The 6,642-nt window shown below is 71.3% G+C and carries 5 protein-coding genes; 2 read left to right on the top strand and 3 right to left on the bottom strand.

The window, feature by feature from the left end:
- Positions 1–383 precede the first annotated feature (383 nt).
- Both ACZ5C2_RS05105 and ACZ5C2_RS05100 read right to left on the bottom strand, forming a co-directional pair.
- Positions 384–827, bottom strand: a complete 444-nt coding sequence (locus ACZ5C2_RS05105; RefSeq protein WP_468786663.1) for an SRPBCC family protein — start codon at positions 825–827, stop codon at positions 384–386.
- Between the two features lie 140 nt (positions 828–967).
- Entirely contained in the window at positions 968–1,765 is a 798-nt protein-coding gene (locus ACZ5C2_RS05100; RefSeq protein WP_468786661.1) for a metallophosphoesterase family protein, read from the bottom strand.
- 295 nt (positions 1,766–2,060) lie between these two features.
- On the opposite strand from ACZ5C2_RS05100, the gene ACZ5C2_RS05095 reads away from it, so the two are divergent.
- Positions 2,061–3,857: an AMP-dependent synthetase/ligase gene (locus tag ACZ5C2_RS05095; RefSeq protein WP_468786659.1), complete on the top strand. Its 1,797-nt coding sequence runs from the start codon at positions 2,061–2,063 to the stop codon at positions 3,855–3,857.
- Between the two features lie 185 nt (positions 3,858–4,042).
- Here the strand turns inward: ACZ5C2_RS05095 and ACZ5C2_RS05090 are convergent, their stop codons facing one another.
- Entirely contained in the window at positions 4,043–5,185 is a 1,143-nt protein-coding gene (locus tag ACZ5C2_RS05090) for a glycosyltransferase family 4 protein (RefSeq protein ID WP_468786657.1), read from the bottom strand.
- Between the two features lie 121 nt (positions 5,186–5,306).
- Here ACZ5C2_RS05090 and ACZ5C2_RS05085 point away from each other — a divergent pair, with 121 nt between their 5' ends.
- On the top strand, positions 5,307–6,542 hold the full coding sequence (locus ACZ5C2_RS05085) for a glycosyltransferase 87 family protein (RefSeq protein WP_468786655.1): 1,236 nt from the start codon (positions 5,307–5,309) through the stop codon (positions 6,540–6,542).
- Positions 6,543–6,642 lie beyond the last annotated feature (100 nt).

Here is a 6,642-nt window from a genome sequence, read left to right as displayed (position 1 = left end):
ACGCCTCCCTCTCCCCGCCCCCCCCCCCCCCCCCCCCCCCCCCCCCCCCCCCCCCCCCCCCCCCCCCCCCCCCCCCCCCCCCCCCCCCCCGGGGCCCGTGATCAGGAGGGTGCGCATGGGGGTGAACCGTAGCGGAGGGCGGGGTGGGGTGCGCTGCGCTGGGCCGGGCCGGAGGGGTGCCGGTCGGGCAGCCGGGCGGGGGTGGGCTTCACTTGCGCGTCTGAGGGGTGCCGCTCGGGAGGCGGGCGGGGGTGGGTCGCACTTGCCCGCGTCCGCGGGGTGCCTCCCCCACTCTCGGCTTCGCTCGAGCGGGAGGTACCCCCACCGCCCACCCGTGCCGCCCCAGCGGCACGACTGCCCGCAGTTGGGTCCGGGGGCGGGGGCTACTTCGGGGACGACTCCACGCGCTTCTTCAGGCCCGCCAGGGCTCGGTCGATGATGACCTTTTCCGCCTTGCGCTTGATCATGCCGAGCATGGGGATCTTGACGTCGACGGTCAGCCGGTAGGTGACCTCGGTCGTGTCCGGGCCGGCCGGCGTGAGGAGGTAGGAGCCGTCGAGGGAGCGGAGCATCTGGGACTTCACCAGGGTCCACGAGACCTCGTGCCCACCGGTCCAGGTATACGCCAGGGTCTGGTCGTCCTTGATCGCGCCCGCGTCCATGACGAGGCGCACCTGCTCGGCGCGGCCCTGTTCGTCGGTCTTGAGGACCTCCGCCTCCTTCACCTCGCCCGTCCAGTCGGGATAGCGGTCGAAGTCGGCGATCACCCCCATGACGTCGGCCGGTGCCGCCTCGATCGTGATGCTCGAGCTGGTGTGTTCCGCCATCGCCGTGGCTCCTCCAGGTGCGGGCCGGTATGCGTCATCGCCGTGCGTCAGCCGCGCAGCGCACGCGCGTGCAGCGGAAGGCTATCGTGCGCCGGACCGGCGGAACTCACCCGACCTGGGGCATCCCCGCCCTTGCGGCCTCACCACTCCAGCGCCCAGGGCCGGCCGGTGCTCGCGAAATGGCCCACGTTGACGCATTCGGTGGCGCCGATCCGCATCCGCCGCACCAGCGGCTGGTGCACATGACCGAACAGTGAGTACCGGGGCCGGGTGCGACGGATGGCGTCCAGCAGCGCCCGGCTGCCGCGTTCGAAACGGCGGGCGACGGTGTCGTAGACCAGCTCCGGCGCCTCCGGCGGGATGTGGGTGCACAGCACGTCGACCTCGCCGACGGCCTCGATCTTCGCCGCGTACTCCTCGTCGCCGATCTCGTACGGCGTGCGCATGGGCGTGCGGAGTCCGCCGCCGACGAAGCCGAAGGTCCAGCCGCCGATCTCCACCCGCTGCCCGTCCAGCACGGTCGTGCCGGGGCCCGCGTACTCCCGCCACAGGGGCGGCATGTCGACATTGCCGTAGGTGGCGTACGTAGGGGTGGGGAAGGCGGAGAAGAGCTCGGCGTACTGCCTGCGCACCGCCTTCTCGATCGCCGCGGGCTTGTCCATGTCGATGCCGGCCCACAGCCCCCGCTGGAACTCGCGCGCCTCCTCGAAGCGGCGGGCGGTGCGCAGCTCCACGATGCGGTCGGCGTTCTCGGAGCCGAACAGGTCGGGGAAGATGCCGCGCGAGTGGTCGGCGTAGTCGAGGAAGAGCACCAGATCGCCCAGACAGATCAGGGCGTCGGCGCCGTCACCGGCGCGTGCGAGGTCGCGGGCGTTGCCGTGCACATCGCTGACCACGTGGACGCGTGTGCGCCGGTCTCCGCCTGGTGTGGATGCCATGGCGATCAAGAGTAATCGTGCGCGGCACGCCTGAACAATGGTGGGCCTACCTGCGGTTACTGGCTCCGCGCTCAGAGGGTGGACTACTGTGCGCAATGGAACACCAACCTGTGTGACGCAGCGAACATCTGGCCGGGGCCCCCTGTCCCAGAAGGCATACCGACGGGTAACGTCCGAGCAGTCCAGTCTGCTCGGGATTTCAACTAGTGAATTCGCGAGCACCCGCCCGAGCCTTGGACCGCACCGTCGCATCGCACAATGTCGTGGCGCCGGCGCCCTAAGAGGAGCAGCAGTCTTGCGCGAGTTCAGCCTTCCGGCTTTGTACGAGGTCCCCGCGGACGGAAATCTGACCGACATCGTCCGCAGAAACGCCGCGCAGCATCCCGATGTCGCCGTCATGGCCCGCAAGGTCGGCGGTACGTGGCATGACGTGACGGCCACCACCTTCCTCGCGGAGGTGCGGGCGGCCGCCAAGGGCATGATCGCCGCCGGTGTGCAGCCCGGCGACCGGGTCGCCCTGATGTCCCGTACCCGCTACGAGTGGACGCTGCTGGACTTCGCGATCTGGAGCGCCGGCGCGGTCACCGTGCCGGTGTACGAGACCAGCTCGGCGGAGCAGGTGGCGTGGATCCTCGGCGACTCCGGCGCCACCGCCTGTTTCGTGGAGCTGGACGCACACGCGGCGACCGTCGAGTCGGTACGCGACCGGCTGCCCGCGCTCAAGAACCTGTGGCAGATCGAGACCGGCGGCCTGGACGAGCTGGCCGGGCTGGGCCAGGGCGTCACCGACGAGACGGTCGAGGAGCGCAGCTCGGTCGCGAAGGCGGACGACCCGGCGACGATCGTCTACACCTCCGGCACCACCGGCCGTCCCAAGGGCTGCGTGCTCACCCACCGCAGCTTCTTCGCCGAGTGCGGCAACATCGTGGAGCGGCTGCGCCCGCTGTTCCGCACCGGTGAGTGCTCGGTGCTGCTGTTCCTGCCGCTCGCGCACGTCTTCGGGCGGCTGGTGCAGATCGCGCCCATGATGGCGCCGATCAAGCTGGGCTGCGTGCCCGACATCAAGAACCTCACCGACGAGCTGGCCTCGTTCCGGCCGACGCTGATCCTCGGTGTGCCGCGCGTCTTCGAGAAGGTCTACAACTCGGCGCGGGCCAAGGCGCAGGCCGACGGCAAGGGCAGGATCTTCGACAGGGCGGCGGACACGGCGATCGCCTACAGCCAGGCGCTGGACACGCCGTCCGGGCCGTCGGTCGGCCTGAAGGTCAAGCACAAGGTGTTCGACAAGCTGGTCTACGGCAAGCTGCGCGCGGTGCTGGGCGGGCGCGGCGAGTACGCCATCTCGGGCGGCGCCCCGCTGGGCGAGCGCCTGGGCCACTTCTTCCGCGGGATCGGCTTCAGCGTGCTGGAGGGCTACGGGCTGACCGAGTCCTGCGCGGCCACCGCGTTCAACCCGTGGGACCGGCAGAAGATCGGCACGGTCGGCCAGCCGCTGCCCGGGTCGGTCGTCCGGATAGCGGATGACGGCGAGGTGCTGCTGCACGGCGAGCACCTGTTCAAGGAGTACTGGAACAACCCGGCCGCGACCGCCGAGGCGCTGGCCGACGGCTGGTTCCACACCGGGGACATCGGCACGCTGGACGAGGACGGTTATCTGCGGATCACCGGCCGGAAGAAGGAAATACTGGTGACGGCGGGCGGCAAGAACGTCGCCCCGGCGGTCATCGAGGACCGGATCCGGGCGCACGCGCTGGTCGCGGAGTGCATGGTGGTGGGCGACGGGCGGCCGTTCGTGGGTGCGCTGGTCACCATCGACGAGGAGTTCCTGGGCCGGTGGTGTGCGGAGCACGGGAAGCCGGCGGGGTCGACGGCGGCGTCGCTGAGCGAGGATCCGGATCTGCTGGCCGCCGTTCAGACGGCGATCGATGACGGGAATGCCGCGGTGTCCAAGGCGGAGTCGGTGCGGAAGTTCCGGGTGCTGCCGGCTCAGTTCACTGAGGAGTCGGGGCATTTGACTCCGTCGTTGAAGCTGAAGCGGAATGTCGTCGCGAAGGATTACGCCCACGAGATCGAGGCGATTTACGCGAAGTAGGCGGGACGGGGCGGGCGGGGCGCTGTCGGGGGTGCCTCGTGGGCGTCGTCGGCGGGTGCGGGTGGAGTGTGGCTTGTCGCGCAGTTCCCCCCGCCCCTGGGTGGGCTGCCGCCGATGACGTCGCTCAGCACAGCCTCGCCGGTGTGGCGTTCAGGTGCTCCGCCGAGAAAGCCCCGGCAACCTCGTCAGAGCAGCGTTTTCAGGTGTTCGGCCAGGAGGTCCCAGCGCCACTTCTCCTCGACCCATTCGCGGCCCCGCCGCCCCATGCTGCGGCGGAGATCCTCGTCGGCGAGGAGGGTGGTGATGCGTTCGGCCGTCCCGGTCGGGGAGGTGCCGGAGACGACCCAGCCGGTTTCGCCGTCGAGGACCGCGTCGGGGGCACCGCCGGAGTCGCCGGCGACCACCGGCAGGCCGGTCGCGGAGGCTTCCAGGTAGACGATGCCGAGCCCTTCGACGTCCAGTCCCCCGCGCCGGGTGCGGCAGGGCATCGCGAAGACGTCGCCGGCGCCGTAGTGCGCGGGCAGCTCGGACCAGGGAACGGAGCCGGTGAAGCGGACGGACCCGGACACGCCGCTGTCGTGCGCGAGGCGGCGCAGGTCTTTCTCGTAGGGGCCGCCGCCGACGATCAGCAGCACGGCGTCCGGTTCGGCGGCCAGGATCGCGGGCATCGCCCGGATCAGCGTGTCCTGCCCCTTGCGCGGCACCAGCCGCGAGACGCACACGACCACCGGGCGGTCGGTCAGCCCGAGGCGCGCCCGCACCTCGTCACCGCCCGAGCCGGGGTGGAATGTCTTCTCGTCGACGCCCGGCGGCAGCTGCACCATCCGCGCGGCGGCCTCGGGGGTGAGCGCGGAGGCGATCCGGGAGCGCGTGTACTCGCCGAGGTAGGTGATCGTGTCCGTGGACTCCCCGATCCGGCGCAGCAGCTGCCGTGCGGCGGGCAGCTGGGCCCAGCCCGCCTCGTGGCCGTGGGTGGTGGCCACGATCCGCTCCGCGCCCGCGCGGCGCAGTGCCGGAGCCATCAGGCCGAGAGGCGCCGCCGCCCCGAACCACACCGAGGTGCACCCGTGTTCGCGCAGCAGGCCGACGGCCCGCCGGGTGGCGGCCGGGGTCGGCAGCAGCATCGTCGTACGGTCGCGTACGACGGTGAAGGGCTGTTCGGCGTCGAAGGCGGCGGTCGCCTCGACGCCGTCCCGGGTGCGCTTCCAGGTGGAGGCGTAGACGACGAGGCGCTCGGGGTCGAGCCGTAGCGCCATGTTGTGCAGGAACGCCTGGATGCCGCCGGGCCGGGGCGGGAAGTCGTTGGTCACGATCAGGGTCTTGTGCATCGCCGCAGACCCTATCGAACGGCGGTTCCGCCATCCGTCGCGGCGGCGGTGTGTGGCACGTACACCGGCGTCCGGGACATCATGGCCCTTCGCGACAGCACACCGGACGGACAGGAATCACGTGAAGACGACGGCCGCACGAGGGTCCCTCGGAGGGCTTCTGGTCATCTGGGGGCTGACGAGGACGGCACTGCTGCTGTGCGTCCTCAAGGTGCTCGTCTTTCCGGGGCCGGACGTCACGAGTGACGTGTCGGTGATCTACCGGGGCTGGTACGACGTCCTGAGCACCGGAACGTTCCCGCTGGACGACGTGACCTGGCAGTACCCGCCCGCCGCCGCGCTGGCGATCCTCTCCCCCGCTCTGCTGCCGTTCCTGGAGTACGCCACCGCGTTCTTCGTGCTGGCCCTCGTCGCCGACCTGGTCACGCTGGCGCTGCTGCTGTACGCGGGCCGCGGTCCGGGCCGGGCGCGGCGCGGTGCCTGGGTGTGGGTGGTGGGGGTGCCGCTGCTCGGGCCGACGGTGTACGCGCGCTACGACGTGATGGTGACCGCGGTGGCGGTGGGCGCGCTGCTGGCCGGCGTCCGGCACCCGCGGCTGATGGGGGCGCTGGTGGGGTTCGGGGCGTTGCTGAAGGTGTGGCCGGCGCTGCTGCTGCTCGCGGTGCGGCGGCGTGGGGCGTGGGTGTCGGCGGTGGTGACCGGAGTCGGTGTGGCGGGGCTGTTCGCCGTGCTGATGCCGGGGGCGTTCGCGTTCCTCGGGTTCCAGCGGGACCGGGGCACGGAGGTGGAGTCACTGGGGGCACTGGTCTTTCACGTGGCCCGGCATCACGGCTGGGAGGGCGAGGTACTGCTCAACTACGGGTCGGTGGAGTTCCTCGGGCCGTATGTGAGCTGGGTGAGCACGGGGGCGCTGTTCCTGACGGGGGCGGCTTTGGCGTGGCTGGTGCTGTGGCGGGTGCTGGCGCGGCGTTTCGAGCCGCACACGGTGGCTGACGCCGCGTTCGTGGGGGTGCTGATGTTCACGGCCACGAGTCGGGTGATCAGTCCGCAGTACATGGTGTGGCTGGTGGGGGTCGCGGCGGTCTGTCTCTGTTTCCGGGGGAGCCGGATGGGGGTGCCGGTGGGGTTGGTGCTGGTGGCTTGTCTGGTGACGGTGCTGGAGTTCCCCGTGTGGTTCGCCCATGTGGTGGCGAGTGATGCGCTGGGGATCTCGTTGCTGGTGGTTCGTAACGGGTTGCTGGTGGCGGCGACTGTGGTGGCGGGCCGCACGCTGTGGTGCGCGACCGTTCCCCGTCGGCGGGCGGTCCCCACTGTTCCGGGCCCGGCCCGCGCCACGGAGACGCCGGTCCCGCGCTGATCCCGCGGGACTCGTGGGGTGGGCGCTGGGCGGGGTGTGTGTGCGGCCCGGCGCTTACGGGGTGCCTCCCCCGGAGGGGGTATCCCCAGCGCCCACCCGT

This window comes from Streptomyces sp. NPDC031365, assembly GCF_055569765.1.
This window is presented reverse-complemented; position numbering and strand designations above follow the sequence as displayed.